The sequence below is a fragment of the Microcoleus sp. AR_TQ3_B6 genome (assembly GCF_036702785.1).
Lineage (GTDB): Bacteria > Cyanobacteriota > Cyanobacteriia > Cyanobacteriales > Microcoleaceae > Microcoleus.
Genome location: NZ_JAUBVJ010000049.1, coordinates 1 through 2,225, shown reverse-complemented (window position 1 = coordinate 2,225; position 2,225 = coordinate 1). Strand labels below are relative to the sequence as shown.

Annotated in this window: 1 protein-coding gene; it reads left to right on the top strand. The window is 47.6% G+C overall.

The features are described 5' to 3' along the window. The coding region (locus QUB56_RS21860) for a calcium-binding protein (RefSeq protein WP_332958061.1) at nt 1-995 on the top strand (995 nt) is incomplete at its 5' end. Nucleotides 996-2,225 lie beyond the last annotated feature (1,230 nt).

Below are 2,225 nucleotides of genomic sequence, written 5' to 3'. Positions count from 1 at the left end.
CTGAGGCCTCGGATGATTGCCTGCTCGAAAACCTCAACCCCCCGGATCTCGCGTCTATTCTCATCCTTTCCAACCCCGGCCAAGAAACTCTCAACGGCGGTAACGATGCCGATGTCATCAGGGGTGGCGACATCAACGAGTCGATTAACGGACTTGCCGGCAACGATACTCTTTTCGGTAGGGGCGGCGATGACAACATTAATGGCGGTGCAGATAACGACTTGCTCTTCGGCAATGAAGGCAGCGATTTCATCGGAGGCGACGCTGGCAACGATACCATCTACGGTGGCAAAGATAATGACGCTGTTTTTGGCGGAGATGGCTCCGACTTTTTGAGGGGAGATATCGGCAATGATATTGTTGCCGGCGGCGATGGCAACGACAGCATTTTTGGCGGCAAAGATGACGATATCTTGCTCGGTGAAAATGGCGACGACTACATTTTAGGCAACTTAGGAAATGACACAATTAATATTGGAGACGGCAACGATATTGCCTTTGGCAATGAAGGTGCAGACCTGATTTTTGGTTTACAAGGAAATGACACGCTTTACGGGGGCAAAGAAAACGACAGCCTCGATGGCGGTGAGGGCAACGACTTGCTGTTAGGCGGCAATGCAAACGATGTGCTCTGCGGCCACACCGATAACGATACTATGTACGGTGGTAAGGGTAATGATATCCTCAGCGGCAGTGCTGGGGACGATTTCCTCAGCGGCGATGTTGGGGACGATACTTTGACTGGCGGTTCGGGAAGTGATTTATTTCTGCTAAACCCAAGTTGGGGTTGGGGTAGCGACATTATTACTGATTTCCGCAAAGGCGAAGACTTAATTGGGTTAAATTCCAATTTGAGTTTCGCTCAACTTAGTATTAGTTCGAGGAACAATCAGACTTTGATTATGGTGAGTGATACGGGTCAATTGTTAGCGAAGCTTAACGGTGTTACGCCCGCTATGCTCACCGCTAGCGATTTCACTGAGGTAAGTATCTAACTGCCTCTGGTAGGGCGATGCACTCCGCACCTTAGCAGAGGCGGAACCTCTGGTAGGGTGCACAACGGGTACCGCCCGAATCAAGCAAGCTTTCTCAAAAACTATATTTCGGATTTTTGGGAAGTTTTTGCGATCGGGCAAACAGGTAAAATTAACCTGGGGGGGTGACAAAGAGGGCTAAGAGCTAGGTTGAATGTGACTTACAGCCGTCATCCCCCGTTGATAAAAGTAGCGTTTATTCGGGGTTGATGTCATGGACTCGCTTAATCTATCCGGCCTATTTGTCCAGGTATATTAGCGATTGTTGGCTATCTAGACCAGTCCCAAAGCTACTTGGTCTTGGATACTTTATTTTGGACTCCTTATGAGGAACAATATACTCTGTAACCGATGCCATGGCAGAGAGTTGTCCCTTGCATGACAGCACTATTACAGGCAAGTGCTATTAATAAAATTCCGGCTACCACTCCCTGAGTTTTTAAGCCTGTTCCCTCTAAATAATAGCCTGCCGTTTTATAATCTCGGAACATTTCTTCAATTCCCATCCGCTTGTGATAGGCTGCGAGCGCACTCGCTGAGAGAGCCTAAATTTGTCCGAATAAACCAACCCTCCTTAACCGATATCCCTCGATAGTTCCTTTTCCATTTACAAGCTACATCAAATACCCCTACAGGTTGAGTTTTTCGGACTTGGACTCAAGAGAAATAGAGAGAGATTCCGGGAACAAATCCTACCTCCTTCAATGCTTCCCCTATCTGAGGTTCGGTTTCGATATAGGAGCGAGCATTTCAGTATCATATCAATTCCGGTAACACCGTTTGGGATGGTATGTGGGGAGTTGTCCGTCCTCCGTGGGGGAATGTGGAATTATTGACCTTGACTTTTATCATTCCCTTCCAACCGGAAACGATATAACTACTACTTTATAATGTTTCAATAGCGGTAAAATTTCTGCGCTCGCATCCCTTTGCTCAGTTACATTGCTAGGGACTCGCTTAGGTAACAGTGACCACAATCAAGGGATAGCTCGCTCGCTCCCGCACCAGGCAAACCAAGAGTATATTGAGATAGCCCCCGCCAGGTGCCAGCGATCGCAATTGATAAAGTCTGACCCACTGGGCAATAGGTAGTTAACTAATAAGTGATGAAGGGATAAGCTGTTATGCACCTAGATTGTTTATGGTATTAGAGGGGGATTCGGGGAGAGTCCGAGAGGGTCCGAGGATTTG